This is a genomic window from [Clostridium] citroniae WAL-17108, assembly GCF_000233455.1.
GTDB classification, from domain to species: Bacteria; Bacillota; Clostridia; order Lachnospirales; family Lachnospiraceae; genus Enterocloster; species Enterocloster citroniae.
In genome coordinates this window covers 164872-181253 of the sequence record NZ_JH376426.1, presented here as the reverse complement: position 1 = coordinate 181253, position 16382 = coordinate 164872, and the positions used below count along the sequence as shown (strand labels likewise).

16 protein-coding genes and 1 riboswitch are annotated in these 16382 nt (G+C 49.7%); all 16 genes read left to right on the top strand.

The window, feature by feature from the left end; genetic code table 11:
* The first annotated feature begins 8 nt into the window (after window positions 1–8).
* The 16 genes from HMPREF9469_RS21170 (at window position 9) to HMPREF9469_RS21090 (ending at window position 16157) form a co-directional block, all read left to right on the top strand.
* On the top strand, window positions 9–983 hold the full coding sequence (locus tag HMPREF9469_RS21170; RefSeq protein WP_007866554.1) for an aldo/keto reductase: 975 nt from the start codon (window positions 9–11) through the stop codon (window positions 981–983).
* 5 nt (window positions 984–988) lie between these two features.
* Window positions 989–1981, top strand: coding sequence for a Gfo/Idh/MocA family protein (locus tag HMPREF9469_RS21165; RefSeq protein WP_007866553.1), 993 nt, complete (start codon window positions 989–991; stop codon window positions 1979–1981).
* 44 nt (window positions 1982–2025) lie between these two features.
* Window positions 2026–3012, top strand: coding sequence for a uroporphyrinogen decarboxylase family protein (locus tag HMPREF9469_RS21160; RefSeq protein WP_007866552.1), 987 nt, complete (start codon window positions 2026–2028; stop codon window positions 3010–3012).
* Between the two features lie 134 nt (window positions 3013–3146).
* Window positions 3147–3887, top strand: a complete 741-nt coding sequence (locus HMPREF9469_RS21155; RefSeq protein ID WP_007866550.1) for a GntR family transcriptional regulator — start codon at window positions 3147–3149, stop codon at window positions 3885–3887.
* A 166-nt stretch (window positions 3888–4053) separates the two neighbouring features.
* The gene (locus tag HMPREF9469_RS21150) at window positions 4054–4797 is read left to right on the top strand and encodes an amidohydrolase family protein (RefSeq protein ID WP_007866541.1); all 744 of its coding nucleotides are present in this window, start codon (window positions 4054–4056) and stop codon (window positions 4795–4797) included.
* A 19-nt stretch (window positions 4798–4816) separates the two neighbouring features.
* Window positions 4817–5212 carry a PTS sugar transporter subunit IIA gene (locus HMPREF9469_RS21145; protein WP_007866538.1) on the top strand — a complete coding sequence of 132 codons (396 nt, stop codon included), beginning with the start codon at window positions 4817–4819 and terminating at the stop codon, window positions 5210–5212.
* Window positions 5213–5368: 156 nt separating this feature from the next.
* Window positions 5369–5857, top strand: coding sequence for a PTS sugar transporter subunit IIB (locus tag HMPREF9469_RS21140; protein ID WP_007866535.1), 489 nt, complete (start codon window positions 5369–5371; stop codon window positions 5855–5857).
* A gap of 18 nt (window positions 5858–5875) precedes the next feature.
* The gene (locus tag HMPREF9469_RS21135; RefSeq protein ID WP_007866533.1) at window positions 5876–6622 is read left to right on the top strand and encodes a PTS mannose/fructose/sorbose/N-acetylgalactosamine transporter subunit IIC; all 747 of its coding nucleotides are present in this window, start codon (window positions 5876–5878) and stop codon (window positions 6620–6622) included.
* 23 nt (window positions 6623–6645) lie between these two features.
* Window positions 6646–7479 carry a PTS system mannose/fructose/sorbose family transporter subunit IID gene (locus tag HMPREF9469_RS21130; protein WP_007866530.1) on the top strand — a complete coding sequence of 278 codons (834 nt, stop codon included), beginning with the start codon at window positions 6646–6648 and terminating at the stop codon, window positions 7477–7479.
* Window positions 7480–7495: 16 nt separating this feature from the next.
* On the top strand, window positions 7496–8224 hold the full coding sequence (locus HMPREF9469_RS21125; protein WP_007866527.1) for an amidohydrolase family protein: 729 nt from the start codon (window positions 7496–7498) through the stop codon (window positions 8222–8224).
* A gap of 85 nt (window positions 8225–8309) precedes the next feature.
* Window positions 8310–9284, top strand: a complete 975-nt coding sequence (locus HMPREF9469_RS21120) for an IF-2B domain-containing protein (RefSeq protein ID WP_007866524.1) — start codon at window positions 8310–8312, stop codon at window positions 9282–9284.
* A 24-nt stretch (window positions 9285–9308) separates the two neighbouring features.
* A complete protein-coding gene (locus HMPREF9469_RS21115; protein WP_007866521.1) occupies window positions 9309–10097 on the top strand; it encodes a BtpA/SgcQ family protein in 789 nt (262 codons plus the stop codon).
* Window positions 10098–10503: 406 nt separating this feature from the next.
* Window positions 10504–10587, top strand: a riboswitch (glycine riboswitch).
* Between the two features lie 190 nt (window positions 10588–10777).
* Entirely contained in the window at window positions 10778–12382 is a 1605-nt protein-coding gene (locus HMPREF9469_RS21105; RefSeq protein WP_007866517.1) for an AbgT family transporter, read from the top strand.
* A gap of 107 nt (window positions 12383–12489) precedes the next feature.
* On the top strand, window positions 12490–13278 hold the full coding sequence (locus HMPREF9469_RS21100) for an SDR family NAD(P)-dependent oxidoreductase (protein ID WP_007866515.1): 789 nt from the start codon (window positions 12490–12492) through the stop codon (window positions 13276–13278).
* Between the two features lie 57 nt (window positions 13279–13335).
* The gene (locus tag HMPREF9469_RS21095) at window positions 13336–15069 is read left to right on the top strand and encodes a M28 family peptidase (protein ID WP_007866513.1); all 1734 of its coding nucleotides are present in this window, start codon (window positions 13336–13338) and stop codon (window positions 15067–15069) included.
* Window positions 15070–15089: 20 nt separating this feature from the next.
* Window positions 15090–16157, top strand: a complete 1068-nt coding sequence (locus HMPREF9469_RS21090; protein ID WP_007866510.1) for a ketopantoate reductase family protein — start codon at window positions 15090–15092, stop codon at window positions 16155–16157.
* The last annotated feature ends 225 nt before the right edge of the window (window positions 16158–16382 follow it).

The following is a 16382-nucleotide window of genomic DNA, read 5'->3' as shown; positions in this document are numbered from 1 at the left end:
GAGCACTTATGAAACAGATTGTGATCGGCGGTATAGTTGAATCCTCGGCAGTTGCACTGGGCTGTATGCGTATCTGCCGTGTGCCCTATGATGATGCCAGGAAGGTGGTATTCCAGGCTTTGGATCTGGGGATCCGTCTCTTCGATCATGCCGATGTCTATGGATTTGGAAAAAGTGAAGAGATTTTTGGAAAGATATTGGATTTAAACGTACCTTCAGTCAGGGAGAACATCCAGATCCAGACAAAATGTACCCTGATCCGCGATGAGGTTCAAACCTTGTATAACGATCAGTCCAAAACACATATTATCAAATCTGCAGAGGCCAGCCTGAAGCGCCTTGGCACGGAATATCTGGATATGTTCCTGCTCCACCATCCGGATACGCTGGTGGAACCCGAGGAGGTGGCGGAGGCATTTGATCATCTGCACGCAACGGGAAAGGTGCGCTGTTTTGGGGTGTCTAACCACAAGCCGCAGCAGATCGAGCTGCTTAAAACCTGTGTGCGGCAGCCTCTGATCATCAATCAGCTGCAGCTTTCCGTGGCACACCCCGATCTGGTGGATGAGTCCCGGCCAATGCGGCTGCAGCCCCATGTTTTAACGGATACCAACGGAGATGTCCTCACTTACAGCCGGATCCATAACATGACGATCCAGGCGTGGAGTCCTTTCCAGTTTGGGTTTTATGGCGGACCATTTATGGAAAATGAAAATTACCCGCATTTGAATGCAGTGGCCGGGCGCTTGGCAGATGAAAAGAAGGTCTCAAAATCGGCCATAGCCATTGCCTGGATCTTACGCCATCCGGCCAAGATCCAGCCTCTCATTGGAACAACAAATGGAGAACGCCTGAAAGATATATGTACCGGAGTAAATGTGGAATTGAGCAGGCAGGAGTGGTATGAGTTATACCGCGCCCAGCTGCGGGACGAGGATAAAAGTGATCTGTCCAGCTCTGCATCAGGGTCAAAAGGCAGGTAAGATTTATGATACGTACTGTTATAATCGGAAGCGGAAGTATTGCCCATGCCAGGCATATACCTAATTTATGGAAGTCTGAACTTGCGGTCTTGCATGGGATCTATAACCGCAGCTATAGCCACAGCAAAGCGGATGCGGCTAAGCTGGGATGCAAAGCTTATGCCGCGCCGGATGAGATATGGGCGGACAGCTGTGTGGATGCGGTGATCATCTGTACGCCTGCCTCCACCCACTGCCCATATGTACTGGCGGCCTTGTCCGAGGGAAAACATGTTTTATGCGAAAAACCCATGAGTGTCACTGCAGAGGAAGCGCGGCTTATGCTGGAGGCAGTCAAAAAAACTGATAGGAAATTAATGATCTCCCACAACCAGCGCTATTACCAGCCTCACCAAAAGGCAAAGGAATTGCTGGAACAGGGGGTGATCGGCAGGGTGTTGAACATACGCAGCAGCCTTGGGCTGAATCTGCCCATGCCTGCCCATATTCCGGAAGACTATAATGCCGCAAGTGAGGTTCTGAGCCATCGGATAGACTTAATGCATTATCTGCTGTCTACAACTGCAAAAGGCGTGATGGCCCGTACAACACGTGTGGACAATCATGGATATAACCGGCATGTGACCGGCGGGGATGATACTGCCATGGCAATTATCCAATATCATAACGGCGTGATAGCCAGCTTTGCAGCCAGCCGGGTAAGCTATAATGGCAATGACCGGTCTACACGTATTTTTGGTACTAAGGGAAGTATTACCTTATACGGACAAAAAGCACCGGTATGTGTGGAAAAGGCGGACGGGGAAGTGGATTATTGTTGTTTGCCTTTTGTCCCCAGTCAGAGAGAGGTGGAACAGACTCAGGTAGATGAAGCTTTTTTTAACTGTATTTATAAAGATACGCCGCCGCCCGTGTCCGCGGAGGATGGTCTGCGGGTGATGGAGGTTGTGGAAGGGATCTACCGTTCCAACCGGGAGGGACGTTATATCGAATTGTAGAAATAGGTTGATAATGTATGCAATATACAAGAAAGAAGGGGTGTATGATGAATCATCGTGAGCGCGTTTTGGCAGCTTTTGATCAACAGCCGGTTGATCGTGTCCCGTTTTCGTTCTGGTTCCATTTCGTGAAAAATGAAGACAAAATCGATGCCATGGAGGATCCGGATATTCTGGATATGGTATATGAAGGGCATCGGCGTTACATTCAGGAGGTGCAGCCTGATTTTGTAAAGGTAATGTGTGACGGCCTTTTTAGATATCCAAGTGACGGACTGATCAATTTCAGGTCCGTGGACGACTTTTCTGATGTTAAGGCATTAGACCGCAGCCATCCGTGGATTCAGGCACATGTCAGGAATGCCAGGCGCATTTCACAGCTGCGGGAACAGACTGTTTATATTTACAATGTATTTTCGCCGTCCATGCTGTTTCGTATTTTGCATGGAGAGGAAACATTTATGGCTGCATTCAGGGAAGCACCCGTGAAAATGAGTGATGCCATGAAACGGATCAGTGAAGGAACCGTTAATCTGGTGCGGGCATTGATGGAGGACGGCGGAATAGACGGTATTTACTATTGCGTGCAAAATCAGAATATTGATTTGATCAGCGATGAGGAACACGAAAAGTTCTTCGGTGCGGCAGACCGCCAGGTTTTAGAGGCAGCCAACGCCATCCATGACTCCTCTATCCTGCATGTGTGCGGATATGAGGGAAGACGCAATCATGTGGACCGCTGGACGGGGTATAAGTCCAAGGCAGTCAACTGGGCGGTTAATGTGGAGGGGATCTCTTTGACAGAGGGCAAAAAGATTTTTGGGAACCGCTGCGTGGTGGGCGGATTTCCGAATACGCTCCAGGGTGTTCTGAACGCGGGAAGTGAGGAGGAGATAAAAGCTGCTACAAGAAAGATAGTAGATGAAGTGGGACGGGAAGGATTGGTGGTTGCTGCAGATTGTTCACTGCCGTTTTCCATAGACTGGGAGCACCTGATATGGGTACGCGAAGCTTTGGAGTCGATTGGATAAGAGGAATTTCAGGCTTCTGCCCTTTGACTGCAAAAAGAGGATGAAAAAAACCAAATAAGATGTTATAATAGTAACATCATAAGATTACAATGTTAAACTTTCATACTGTATTGCAGGGGAAGGCGGGTAGAGGCGTGGATTCAGTGATAGATAAGAAAATCAAGGTCCCTTTGCATTACCAGATTTATCTGGATTTGCTCAAGAAGATTCAAAGCGGTCTCCTCAGGCCAGGAGAAAGGATTCCCTCGGAGCCTGAGCTGGAGCGGATTTATGGGGTCAGCCGGGTGACGGTCCGGGGCGCTATAGAGATGCTGGCCCAGGAAGGGCTGGTGGAAAAGAACCGGGGAAAGAAGGGGACGGTTGTCTGTAAGGCAAAGCATGCCTATGACATGAAAAAGCTTACAAGCTTTACGGATGACGTCCGCCTGTACGGGGAGAGGGCCAGCTCCCGGCTCTTGGATTTTCAGGAACTGGTGCCGGAAAAGCGGATCGCACAGCTGTTGGAATTAGAGGAGGGCGAGCCTGTCTTTTATATTGAACGGAAACGGTACCGTCAGGATGTGGCAGTGGGCCTTCACAAATCATACATTAAGATGGTTTCCGGGCTGAAGCTTAGGGAGGAGGAGTTTGGGCCGGATGTGTCCCTCTATGCCATATTGAGGGCCAATGGAATCGTGCCCACCACGGCGTCTGAGGTTCTGGAGGTGAAGACGCCATCGGACCGGACACTGGAGGTGCTGGGACTGAAACCCCAGACAGCTGTGTTTTACAAGGAGCGGGTGACCTATTCAGGGGATAAGAACCCCTTTGAGTATGTTCAGATGTTTTATAATCCAGACTACTATCAATATAAGGTGGAGCTGCGTCTGGACTGATATAAGAGAAAAATATGGCAGGGATATCGGATGAGGATCCGGTATCCCTGTTTTATTGTACATTATTTTTGGAAAAACTATTGACAAAATGATTCAAGTTTACTATATTATGATTATAACGTTATAATCATAATATGTTAAAACCACAAGTCAGGAGGATGGTCAGATGCTTATCTATGATATTCACTCTCATCTGGGAAAGACCAGTTCGGGGGATGAGAATTCACCGGAAGATCTGGTGAACGACCTGAAGGCCTACGGGATATCAAAAGTAGGGATCAGCAGTTTGTCAGGTATTTCCACAAGGGCACAGAATGATCTGGTCCACAGGGCCATGGAAGCATTTCCGGGGGTCATTAAGGGATATGCATTCATTAATCCCAAGGCGCCGGACGCCATTGACGAGGTGAACCGCTGTCTGGGAGATTATGGGATGGACGGTGTGAAGTTCCATTCCTGGAAGCATGGATATTACCCGGATAATACGCCGGCGCTGAATGATATCTTTGCCGAGATCCGCAAGTATGGAGTGCATGTGCAGACCCATGTGGGGACCGCTCCCTTTTCAACGCCTTATACCTGGGCTGAATATGCCAGGAAGTTTCCGGATATCAATTTCCTTTTCACCCATATCGGTTACTATGAGTTTGGGCTTTCCGCCATAGAGGCGGTGAAGGATTTAAAGAATGTATGGGTTGAGACTTCCGGTCAGATGGACGTGGATGTGCTTCTTAGGGCCATCGATGTGCTGGGGCCTGAGCGTGTGTGCTTTGGGACGGACTGGCCTTATAAGCCTGTGAACATAGAGGTTGAGAAGTTTTATGAGCTGAAAGTACCGGAGGAAAAGCTGGAGTATATATTCCATAAGAACGCAGAATATCTTTGGAGCCATTCTTCCGGGTGTTTGTAAAGAGATTGGAGGCAGGAAAATGATACACATTTTAATCACATCCCACGGCGGCATGGCTGAGGGGATGATGCAGTCGGTGAAGATGTTGGTAGGAGAACAGGAACACCTGGATTACGTTACCTTTGGCGAGGAGATGGGTTCGGATGAATTGGATGAATTGTACGGGGAGAAGATAACCGGTGTTTCACCGGATAACCAGTATCTGGTCCTGTGCGATATCAAGGGAGGAACGCCCTTTAACGTGGTGTCCAGGTATTCCTTTAAGAATGAGGACGTGGCTGTCATATACGGGATGAACCTTCCTATACTGATCGAGGCCATTGTACAGTGCGGAAACCCGGATATTAAACTTAAGGACCTGGCTGAGTATTTACAGCAGCAGAGCGGCTCCACCATTGGATTAAGTGAACTGTAGGATCGCACGTAGGAGACCAAAATACGGTCTCCAAGTGCTCATAACGAGCCACTGCACTAAGCTCGTGGGAGACCTCGCTAAGTGCCAGTGACATGTATCGCACGTAGGAGACCAAAATACGGTCTCCAAGTGCTCATAACGAGGAGGTTATAAGAGATGGATATAAGCGTATTTCGTATTGATGACAGATTGATTCATGGACAGATCATTACGGCGTGGATTGCCTACGCTGATGCAAAGACTATTATTGTGGCGGATGACAAGGCGGCTAAGGATGAGTTCCAGCAGTCCCTTCTTAAGATGGCCACACCGGATTCCATTGCCCTGAAGATCCTCAGCGTGGATGACGCCATTGCCTATATCCAGTCAGGCGAGGGGAGCGGAAAGGTGCTGCTGCTTATGCGCGGTCCGGAGCAGGCCCTGAAGTTCATAGAGGCGGGGATTGAGAAAGATCAGATCAATGTGGGAAATATGAACATGAAAAAGGGCAAGACCAAAGTGCTTGGCAACCTGTGGGTGTTCCCGGAGGATGTGGAGGCCATTAAGGGGATCTATGGACATGGCGTAAGACTGGAAGTGCGGGCGGTTCCAAATGAGCGCAGCCAGGATGTGATGGAACTTCTGAAAAAGTGTAAGTTGGCATAATAAGGGGAGGATAAGGTTATGAGTTTATTTATGCAGGCATTATTGGTAGCAGTGTTTGTGACGGTTGCTTTTATTGATTCCCATACGACCCAGACGCATATATTCCGTCCGGTGGTGGTCGGCCCGGTGGTGGGTCTGATCATGGGGGATGTGCAGACCGGCTTTGCAGTGGGTGTTACGGTGGAACTTATGTTTTTGACTGTTATCTTTGTGGGTACGGCAGTGCCGCCCAATCCCACCATCAGCACAGCCATTGCAACCGGGATCGCTATCCTGGGCGGAGGCGGAACGGATCTGGCCGTGGCGACCGCACTTCCTGTTTCCTTTATCGGACAGATGGCAGAGACATTCCAGAATTCAGTGATCAACGTATACCTGATGCACCGCGTGGAAAAGGCGGCGGAACGCCTGGATACCAGGGGGATCGTTGCCAATAACCTGATCTTTCCCATGGCAGCCAACGCCCTGTTGTACGGCGTTCCCACATTTCTGGCCATTTATTTTGGGGCATCTTATGTGCAGGCGATCATCAACGCCATCCCGGCCAAGGTCATCACAGGCCTGTCAGTGGGAGGCAGCATGATCGGAGCGGTCGGTTTTGCGTTGCTGCTCAATTCCATTAAGGTAAAGAAGTTTTGGCCCTTCTTCCTTTTAGGCTTCTTTGTGGCAGCATACCTGAATATCAACATGATCGGGATCGCCCTTTTGGCAGTGATCTGTGTGGCCATGTACTATTACTTTAAGATTGCGGATGCAAACGCGTGATTGGGGAAAGGACGGAGAATGATATGAGTACAGAGAACAACGGGAATGAGAACAAGCTTACAAACCGCGACTTATGGAAGGTATTCCTGCACCAGCTTACCATCAGGGGTACCAACAACTATGAGCGCCAGCAGAACGCGGGATTTACAGAGGCAATGATGCCTGTGATTGAAAAGTATTATGAGGACCCTGAGGAGAAGAAGGAAGCATATGCAAGGCATATGGAATATTTCCTTACCAATGACATCACTTCAGCCATTCCCGTGGGAGTGGCCGCGGCCATGGAGGAGCGGTACGCTACGGAGGGCGATATTGACCCTGATTCTATCAATGCTGTTAAGACCGCCCTGATGGGACCTCTGGCAGGACTGGGGGATTCCCTCTTAAACGGTACGGCCAGACCCATCCTGGCAGGTATCGCCATTTCACTTATCACAGCGGGACTCGGCTGGATAGGGCCCATATTCTTTGTGATCGGCATGTCCATCGTGTCGCTGGGCGTAAGGTATCTGGGGGTGTTCCAGGGCTATAAACAGGGCGTTAAATTTGTGGAAAAGATACAGTCCAGCGGACTGATCAGCAGGATCTCAGAGCTGGCGGCCATTGCGGCTTATGTGATCGTGGGCGGATTTATACCGGCCCTTGTGGTCATTTCCATTCCCATTGTGTACCAGAGCGGCGATACGGTGCTCAGCATCCAGGAAACCCTTGACGGGCTGATGCCGGGCATACTGGGGATGCTGTACACTGGGCTTATGTATCTGCTGATCTCCAAAAAGAAGATATCCGCAGTTAAACTGATCCTGGTTACCATGATCGTGGGTATTGTGGGAACTTACTGCGGTATTTTGGGATAAGACTGGAGGTAGAAGGATGATCGTTGATATCCATTCGCATATTAAGAGGAATCCTGCAGGACAGGAAGAAGAGGAGAAAAAACTCCTTTTGGATATGGAGAAGAACGGGATTGACTTCCGCGTGGTTTCTGCCCTGGATGGCTGGCCTGTGGAAGCGGGGAACCGGTATATATCAAAGCTGGTGTCCGCTTATCCGGACCGTCTGGCCGGCTGCGCGGTCATCAACCCAAAGGAGGATAACTGCGCCGAAACAGCCAGGAAAGCCCTAAAGCTTCCCGGCATGGTGATGTTGGAATTTAATTCCGTGGAGCACGGCTATTATCCCGATGCATGCAGCGGGATTGAGGATGTGCTTGCAGTGGCTGAGGAACGCAGGGTTCCGGTCAAGGTATTTACCGGAATCGGCTCCCGCTCCATGCCGCAGCAGTGGCTGGGACATGTGAGAAGGCATCCGGACCTTGTGTTCCTGTTCCTTCACATGGGATGTTTCGATTATGGATATGGCTGCGTGGACCTGGGAAAGGAGATCCCTAATATTTATCTTGAGACCTCCAACCAGTATGAGGTCCAGATTCTGAAGAAAGCAGTGACCAGCCTTCCAAAGGAGAAGCTGGTGTTTGGCTCATCCTATCCGGAACGGTTGACCAGATGCTCTTTGGATGTGTTTGATATGTTCCATCTGGATGAAACATACAGGGAGTATCTGTTTGGAAAAAACGGCGCCAGGATACTGGGGCTTGACTGAGTCAACGGAAACTGCTGAGGCAATTGAGATAACAAAATGCGGGGCGGATCCTGTATCCGCGCCGCACAAGGGGAGATTTGTTAAAATGGAAAACAACGTAAGGAATATACTGCCCGGCCCTATGAGGGAAGTATTTGATTCAATTGTGGAGCAAAGGGTCCTGGGGGCGAGCAATCATATCGCCATGGTCGGGGATATGATCGAAGCCGTGGTCCGAAGGGGAGAGGATGAACAAAGGCCCGCGGACCAGGTGATTGATGAGATCCTGGCGGTGGCGGATTTTTTTATCGCCACAAGAGGGGAGGCCAGCCAGGCGGTCAGCAATGCGATCCTGCTTATGACTCATAATATCAGATCTTATGCAGGGATGGACTTGAAGGAAGCGGCGCCCCTGATACTGGAGACAAAGAACAGCTATGCCAGGACGGCTGCTGAGGCAGTGAAGCAGTGTGTGGCTTATGGGGTCAGACTGGCGGAGACCATGGAGACCATATTTGTATACGATTATTCCAGCACGGTTGAGAAGTTCCTCCGGGGATTAAAGGAGAATGGAAAACAGTATACGGTCTATATTGCGGAGAGCCGGATCATTGACGGGGGAAGGCCTTTTGTAAAGGCGTGCCTGGAGTCCGGGCATAAGATCAAGTTTATCCCGGAGGCGTCCATGATGTATTATCTTAAGGACTGCCATGGCGCCTTCATGGGCGCGGAGACATTTTATCCGGACGGCACGGGCTTTAATACCACAGGCTCTGATATAGTGGGCCTGATATGCAGGCATTACGGGGTACCGCTGTATTTCCTTACACCTCTGATCAAGCTTGATATAAGGCCGGTGTTTGGCGGCAGGAAGAAGCTGGTATATGATGACCTGAAGGAAAAGCTGACAGCGAACTGGGGAGAGGACCTGGACAGGGGGTCCGTTGATTTTATCACCCCCGAGCTGGTGGGTGTGGAACCGGAGTTCATCCGGGGGTTTGTGACTGAAAAGGGTGTGATACCCTCTGGTCAGATGTATGGGATCAGCATGGAGTACAGCCGGAATTTAAGGGGAGTATAGGATGAGGAAAAGGAGAGAACGCAGATGAATTGTTTAGGACGCGGTTCAAAGATCGTATTGTCCATGATCCAGCCGGAGCCGCTGCCCGGCAGTTACCGGCACGCGGGGATGGGGATCCGGGAGATCGTGGATATGGCCCTGCGGGAGACGGAAATGGTGGCGGAGAACCATTTTGACGGAATCATTGTACAGAATATGAACGACATGCCCATTAAACAGGAATCCAGTCCCGAGGCGATCGCCTACATGACCAGGATCTCCTATGAGATCAGGAGACGTTTTCCTGAACTGCTCATGGGGATCCTTATGAACTGGGACGGAGTGGCCGGCCTTTCCGTGGCCGATGCGGTGGGAGCGGACTTTGTAAGGGTGGAGCACCTGTTTACAGGAGCAAGCGTTACCAGCGCCGGTATCCTTCAGGCCCAGTGTGTGGACATCGCAAACCTTAGAAAACGCACCGGATCCAAGGTGCCCGTCTATGCGGATGTGTACGAGGTGCACGGAATCCCCCTGGGCAGAAAGCCGGTGGGGGATGCTGCATGGGAGTGTGTCCATGAGGCGTTTGCAGACGGCCTGTTTATGTCCGGTAAGTCTGTGGATGAGAGCATCCGTATGGTCAAGGAAGCCAGGGAGAGGGTAAAGGACACGCCCATTTTTCTTGGCGGAGGAGCCACCGGAGACAACATCCATGAGCTGATGCAATATTTTGACGGCGTGTCCGTTGCCACCTGGATCAAGAACGGGGATATGAAGAATCCAATTGACTCGGAACGGGCCAAGGTCTTTATAAGTGAGGCAAAGCGGAAGTCATAGGATGGGACTCTGAACAGTTGTAAATAAGTCTGAATTTGATTTGCTTTTTTATAAGACATCATCTTTTATGGTTATTGTTGTTTATTAAGCATAAACAGCGTATAACAAAAGAGTATGATGTCTTAATTTGTTTAATTTTCAGATTTGTGCATTTATAATTGAGATAAAACTTTGGACGGAGGGGGGTTATTGTATAATTTCACAATATAATAGTGCGAAATTTATTAAAAAAAACATTTTTTAAAAAAATCTGCTTATAATACCTCTGATTAATTGAAAATTACATAGTTAAAACTGCCAAAATTCAAGAACTTTATCTATTGACTGAAATCGTTAATTGTGCTAATATAGGTTCAGCAAGAGTGGACGAAGAGTCAAATATTTACGGACAACTACATATTATCGGATGATAGATTCGGGAGAGACCGCGCAGGACGCGGCGCCGAAGGGGAAGCGGAGAACTCTCAGGCAAAAGGACCGAATACTGGACGATACTCTGGAAAGCAATGATGCACCGACGAAGCCAAATCTTTCAGGTCAAAAAGACAGAGCGCATGGACATGTTTATTTGTTCATGCATTTTTTTTGCAAAAAGTGAATAAAACCTTAAAATCTAAGGTTTTTAATAAAAAATGGAGTGTTGGATTTGACGCTTCCATACAAAAGAAAGGGGAATGTTAATGAAAAAGGAAGATGATGAAAAAGTAGTTAAGAAAAGCTGGCTAGAGCGATCCATGGGCGCCATTGAAAAGGTGGGGAATCTCTTGCCGCATCCATTTTGGCTGTTTGCAAGCCTGGCTCTGATTACGGTGGTACTCAGTGCTGTTTTGCACGGCATGAATTGGTCAGCTTCTTACGAAACCGTGGTGGATGGGGCCATTCAGGTAACCACTGCCCAGGTCACGAACCTGATGACTTTCGAGACCCTGGCCCATTATCTCACAAACTTTATTAGTATCTTCGTAAATTACTATCCATTGGGCATGCTGATTTTTATGACAGTGGCTGTGGGATATGCAGAAAAGCTGGGCCTTTTTGATGCTCTGATGCGTAAGGCGGTAATTGGCGCTCCCATCATGATCGTTTTCATCGCTGTGTCTTTTGTGGGTGTCAATTCCAGCATAGGATTTGGCGCCGGGGTGGTGTTTACCATGGTTATAGCAGCCGCTGTGTTTAAATCTCTGGGACTGCATCCGTGGATTGGAATCATCATGGGGTATGCGGCAGCCAATGGCGGTTACACGGCCTGTTTGATGATTGCGGCTACAGATACAACTCTGGCTGGAATATCTGCTCAGATTGTTGAGGCTAACCATATTGTGGATGCCACCGGTGCGCTTGCGCCTACCCATGCGGCTATTAACTATTATTTCGTGGCAGCGGCAACCTTTATTATCACTGCTGTCTGTGTGGTAGTCACTAAATACGTAACAGTTCCTCACCTGAACCGCCAGCATCCGGAACTTGTTCTGAAAAAGGACGCCAGCGAACTGGAAAAGATGAAGGTGACCAGCCAGGAAGCGCGGGGGCTTAAATTTGCAGGATGGGCTACTGTGATCTATATAGCTCTTCTTGTAATTGCCTGTATTCCAAAGAACTCTTTTATGCGCAGCCCGGATGGAACTTTGATACCTAATTCACCGTTCTTGAACATGATTATACCGCTGCTGTTCTTTTTCTTTATGATTATAGGCTCGGCTTATGGTATTGGGATCGGTAAGATAAAGGCATGGAAGGATGTTCCTCTGATGATGGAAAAATGTCTGGATATGGCGGCTTCATTTATGGTTGTCTGTCTGACTGCCTGTATTTTTGTGGATCTGTTCTCACGTAGCGGTATTGCTACTGTTCTGGCTGCCAAAGGAGCAGAACTTTTGATCAGTCTGAATATGGGGAATATTGGTCTCTTTATCCTGATCATCCTATTGTCCTGCTTCTGTAACCTCTTTATCACAAGCAATAGCGGAAAGTGGGTTATGCTGGCACCTTTCCTGGTTCCCATGCTGGCCATGCTGAACATAAGTCCGGCCATGACACAGGTCCTGTACCGTATTGGTGACTCATGCTTTAATATCCTGTCTCCTGTTGAACTTAATGTCCCCATCGCATTGGGGCTCCTGGAATCCTATAAAGTGAGCCAGAAGGACAAGGTTGGACTTGGTACATTGATTTCGATGCAGATGCCTTATGCGTTCGCGTATCTGATCGCATTTTTCCTTTTGGTCCTGGTATTCTATTTCCTGAAGCTGCCTCTTGGACCGGGAGCCGGTATTTTCCTGAATTAAGGAAAGCGGGATATGATCATTGGCGTATGTATCATCATTATAGCAGGCCTTCCGGCTTATGAGGGCCTGCGTAGGAAAAATAAGGCAGTCATGAAAGGAGAAGGTATATGATTTCCATGGATTTATCCAATCAAATAGCAATGGTAACAGGCGCCGGAGGAGGGATCGGCGGAGCTCTCAGTCTGGATCTGGCAGGTCTGGGGGCTGATATGGTTCTGACCTGTAGAGGGTCCAGGGCGCGGTGCGAGGAACTGGCTGATCAGATAAGGGAAATGGGGCGCAGGGTTTGCGTCCTTCAGGGAGATATCTCCCATTCGGAGGACTGTAGCCGCATGGCGGAGGAGGCCATGGAGTTTTATGGCAGGCCGGTTCAGATACTGGTCAATAATGCGGGATATTTTTATGATGTAGCCCCTCTGGTAGAGATGAGTGATGATCAGGTGAACAATACAATTGATATTAACTTAAAGGGAACCATGTATATGTCAAGAGAGGTATGCCGGCGTTTGGTTGACGCGGGTACGCCTGGCCGGGTCATAAATATTACTTCAGGTGCGGCTCATTCAGGCCGTGTGAATTTCAGCAATTATTGTGCCAGCAAGGCGGGGATACTGGGCCTGACCAGGGCTATGGCTCTGGAGCTTGCGCCTGCGCATATCAATGTCAACTCGGTTTCGGTGGGATACGTGGAGGTTGGACGCTGGGAGGGCGATCCAAGCAAGGATGCTGTGCGGGCCAATATCATCCCGCGTATTCTTTTGCGGCGTCCTGGTGCGCCCAGGGATATTTCCAGAATGGTCTGCTTCCTGGCAAGCGAATGTGGGGATTGGATTACTGGAAGTGACTTTATCATAGACGGAGGAGAATCCTGCGGACGGGTACCATTTGCAGACTGAGATTCCAGGTTTTGTACCTGGGAATATCGGATCAGACAAGAGAGGGAGTGTAATAAGATGATAAATAAAGAGTTAGAAATCAAGCTGATGGAGGAGGTGGACGGCAAAAAACTGATGGAGCACGCCGAATACATCACAAGCCAGGACAGGGAATCGGGTAGCCCGGGAGAAAAACGGGCGGCTGAGTATTTTCGCAGTGTGATGGGGGAACTGGGGCTGGATGTGGACATCCATTATGTGGAGAATTACATCAGCCTGCCTGTTTTTGGCAGCCTGACCCTTCAGGACGGGACTGAACTATCTTCCTGCATTACCCACAGCTATGGCGCTTCCACAGGGGAAGCAGGCCTGGAGGGGAAAGCGGTTTACGTGGGCGGTAAAAAGCCTGCCAACGGACAGGAGGATATCACGGGCAGGATCGCCGTGATGAATGGTCTGGCTTCGGCGGTTCCCTGCAAGGCGCTGGAGAACCGTGGGGCTGCCGGGATCATCTGCATTACCAGCGGAGACTACCCGTACAATATGTCCATCAGCCCCATCTGGGGCCAGCCGGTTCCCTCCACAGTGGGCATGCTCTCCAAGATACCTGTGGTGACGGTAAATGCATCAGACGGCAAACGGCTTTTAGACAGTCTGGACCGGGGAGAGACCTGCGTAAAGATGGTAACCGAGGTGTCTACTAAATTTCGCACCGTGCCTGTGTGTGTGGCAGAGCTGAAGGCGGACAAACCCACGGACCGGTTTGTCATGTTTGGAGGACATGTGGACTCCTGGCATAAAGGGGGCGCGGACAATGGCGGTTCTAATGCCGTGGTCCTGGAACTGGCCCGGGTGTTCAGCAAATACAAGGACAAGATGAACGTAAATATCCGGTTCGTATGGTGGAGCGGCCACAGCAATGGGCGCTACAGCGGCAGCAATTGGTATGGGGATACCTATTGGGAGGATCTGCATGATCATGCAGTGGCTAACTTTGATATAGACACGGTAGGAACCAAAGGATCCAACAACTTTTCCCATATAGAGTGCAACAAACAGTGCTATGCCCTGGGGCGTCAGGTGGTCAGGGAAAGGACCGGTCAGGATCCGGAATACATGCGTATTCAGCGGAATGGAGACCAGTCCTTCTGGGCTCACGGCGTACCGACCCTGTTTGAATGCCTGTCCCTGCAGCCGGTGGATGGACAGGGGGAGGGAACCTTTATGCCCGGACTTCCCTGGTACTGGCATACCACCCAGGATGTATTTGAACATCTGGGGGAGGAGGAACTGCGCAGGGATGCCCAGATATTTGCATTAGCGATCGCCCGAGTGGTTATGGCCAATGTATATCCATTTTCCTATGCGGAACTGGCGGATGAGATGATGGGGAATTTGGAACATTACCAGAGTGTTGCGTCAGGCGCCTTTGATCTGACGGAGGTGATGAAACTGGTTGGGGGGTTAAAAGATAAATTCTTGACCCTGGACAGGGAAATTACCCGCCTGAACACCCTGGAACAGCTGAATGAATCTGATACTCAAAAGGCAGGCATGCTGAACGATCTCTGCATGGATCTGAACAGGATCCTTATACCGGTGCATTACTGTAAAGACGGCGACCTGTTCCAGGCCGATCTGGCTGTACCCATTCCGGCTTTTCCGGAATTTGACCAGCTGTCCGAACTGGCATCCATGGACAGGAACAGCAATGAATTCAAATTTCTTGAACGCCAGCTGCTGCGTAACAGAAACAGGGTCCGCCATTTTCTCATACAGGCCGCCAGACGGCTGGAGAATGCCGGAATGTGACAAAACAGGGGAGGGTACAAATGAAATATACATTAGTGGGAGCCGGGGCGATCGGAGGTTCCATGGCAGCCTGGCTTACTAGAGCCGGGGCGGAGATCCTGTATGTGGACGCTGTTCCTGACCATATCCGGGCTATGAATGAGAGAGGGCTGACCATCCGTGATCCCCGGGGAGGGGACTTCACGGTTCCGGTAAAAGCAGTCCATATTGATGACTTGGGGGAACCGCTGGAGGTGGTGTTTCTCGCGACTAAAACCCAGCATACCAGAGCGGCCATGGAGAAGATCGCTCCTCTGCTAAAGAAAGACGGATATGTGGTCAGTCTGCAAAATGGCATCAACGAATATGTAATCGCTGAGTATGTGGGCCAGAACCGGGTGGTAGGCGCCTTTGTAAACTGGGCGGCAGATTACATAGAGCCAGGGGTCATCCAATTCGGAGGACATAGCAATTTTGTGATCGGGGAACTGGACGGAAGGATAACAGAGCGTTTGGAACATCTGCGGGAGTTTATTAGTCCCTTCCAGCAGGTGGAGATCAGCGGCCAGGTGATGCGTCAGCTTTGGAGCAAACAGGTGAATATCTGCGCCATGTTTGCCACGGGGATCACCCATCTTCTTATTCCTGGCGGGATGGAGTATGGGCCCACCCAGGAAACCATTGCATGTATTGCGCTGGAGGCCATGCAGGTTCCTGAAAAGCTTGGGATAGAACTGGTGTCCTTTGACGACTTCCGGCCGGATCTGTACCGTCAGGGCCGCTTTAAGGAGGCGCTGCAAGTTACTGCGGACCATTACCGGCCTATGGTCAAAAACTATACAGGTCTATACCGTGACCTGGCGGTGCGTCATCGCAAAAGTGAGATTGATGGTACTGTAGGGGTTACGGTCCAGATGGGGGAAAAACTGGGGCTTTCACTTCCCCTTAACAAAAAACTGGTAGACATGGTAAAGGAGATAGAAGCAGGGCGGCGTACCATCTGCACGGAGAATCTGATGGAACTGAAGGCTGAATATGAGAGGATATATCCGTATGGTATTCCTGATACCATGGTCCATCCGTCAGATGAGGGAAGATGCCCTTTGTAAAGCTTAGCACAAATGCTTCAGCGCTTCTATTACGTCTGTGGTGAGATATGATATGCAAAAGAGAGGATTCCTCGGGCTGTTTCGGCCAGAGGAATCCTTTTTAGGTCCGGCCAGTGTGACCAGTCCTTTTTAATTGTACAATTTGCCCTATTGCGGGGGAGCGGTGCTGGAAAAAGATTGACTTTGATCATGAGGAGTGCTAAGATGACTTCAATACGGATAAAG

Bases quoted from the DNA above. Each gene is read 5' to 3' on its own strand.
- HMPREF9469_RS21105 (WP_007866517.1), top strand. From the start codon at position 10,778: ATGAAAAAGGAAGATGATGAAAAAGTAGTTAAGAAAAGCTGGCTAGAG.
- HMPREF9469_RS21095 (WP_007866513.1), top strand. From the start codon at position 13,336: ATGATAAATAAAGAGTTAGAAATCAAGCTGATGGAGGAGGTGGACGGC.
- HMPREF9469_RS21135 (WP_007866533.1), top strand. From the start codon at position 5,876: ATGAGTTTATTTATGCAGGCATTATTGGTAGCAGTGTTTGTGACGGTT.
- HMPREF9469_RS21100 (WP_007866515.1), top strand. From the start codon at position 12,490: ATGATTTCCATGGATTTATCCAATCAAATAGCAATGGTAACAGGCGCC.
- HMPREF9469_RS21115 (WP_007866521.1), top strand. From the start codon at position 9,309: ATGAATTGTTTAGGACGCGGTTCAAAGATCGTATTGTCCATGATCCAG.
- HMPREF9469_RS21150 (WP_007866541.1), top strand. From the start codon at position 4,054: ATGCTTATCTATGATATTCACTCTCATCTGGGAAAGACCAGTTCGGGG.
- HMPREF9469_RS21090 (WP_007866510.1), top strand. From the start codon at position 15,090: ATGAAATATACATTAGTGGGAGCCGGGGCGATCGGAGGTTCCATGGCA.
- HMPREF9469_RS21125 (WP_007866527.1), top strand. From the start codon at position 7,496: ATGATCGTTGATATCCATTCGCATATTAAGAGGAATCCTGCAGGACAG.
- HMPREF9469_RS21165 (WP_007866553.1), top strand. From the start codon at position 989: ATGATACGTACTGTTATAATCGGAAGCGGAAGTATTGCCCATGCCAGG.
- HMPREF9469_RS21145 (WP_007866538.1), top strand. From the start codon at position 4,817: ATGATACACATTTTAATCACATCCCACGGCGGCATGGCTGAGGGGATG.
- HMPREF9469_RS21140 (WP_007866535.1), top strand. From the start codon at position 5,369: ATGGATATAAGCGTATTTCGTATTGATGACAGATTGATTCATGGACAG.
- HMPREF9469_RS21120 (WP_007866524.1), top strand. From the start codon at position 8,310: ATGGAAAACAACGTAAGGAATATACTGCCCGGCCCTATGAGGGAAGTA.
- HMPREF9469_RS21170 (WP_007866554.1), top strand. From the start codon at position 9: ATGAAACAGATTGTGATCGGCGGTATAGTTGAATCCTCGGCAGTTGCA.
- HMPREF9469_RS21130 (WP_007866530.1), top strand. From the start codon at position 6,646: ATGAGTACAGAGAACAACGGGAATGAGAACAAGCTTACAAACCGCGAC.
- HMPREF9469_RS21160 (WP_007866552.1), top strand. From the start codon at position 2,026: ATGATGAATCATCGTGAGCGCGTTTTGGCAGCTTTTGATCAACAGCCG.